The sequence below is a fragment of the Streptosporangium vulgare genome (assembly GCF_042428775.1).
Lineage (GTDB): Bacteria > Actinomycetota > Actinomycetes > Streptosporangiales > Streptosporangiaceae > Streptosporangium > Streptosporangium vulgare.
Genome location: NZ_JBHMBS010000180.1, coordinates 1 through 544, shown reverse-complemented (window position 1 = coordinate 544; position 544 = coordinate 1). Strand labels below are relative to the sequence as shown.

Annotated in this window: 1 protein-coding gene; it reads left to right on the top strand. The window is 44.3% G+C overall.

Annotated features, from left to right (window positions below; genetic code table 11):
* Positions 1 to 220: 220 nt before the first annotated feature.
* Positions 221 to 544 (top strand): FimD/PapC N-terminal domain-containing protein (locus ACFFRH_RS45015; RefSeq protein ID WP_407984651.1); only part of this gene is annotated, 324 nt, incomplete at its 3' end.

Here is a 544-nt window from a genome sequence, read left to right as displayed (position 1 = left end):
AATCGTGAAAGATACTGCCACTAATAAAGGCAAAGCGAAGCAGACTCTGAACTTTAAAGCCTGGCTGGTCGGCGCAGCTGATGCGCCAGATCTGGGTAATTTCGGAGCAAATACCACCTTCCAGATTACTTACCTGTAAGGCATACCCCCATAGCGACACTGCTATGGGGTATTTAAATGGATTTTGACCGAACAAGAATAAAAACGGATAAAAACGTGTATGCCTGACCATTCTCTTTTTCGATTACGGATTCTTCCGTGGTGCATTGCGCTGGCAATGTCAGGGAGTTATAGCAGTGTCTGGGCTGAAGACGACATTCAGTTTGATTCCCGTTTTCTGGAATTAAAAGGCGACACAAAAATTGATCTGAAGCGTTTTTCCAGCCAGGGGTATGTTGAGCCCGGAAAATACAATTTACAGGTTCAACTAAATAAACAGCCATTGGCGGAAGAGTACGATATTTACTGGTATGCTGGTGAAGATGACGTTAGCAAAAGCTATGCTTGTCTGACACCGGAACTGGTGGCGCAGTTTGGTTTAAAA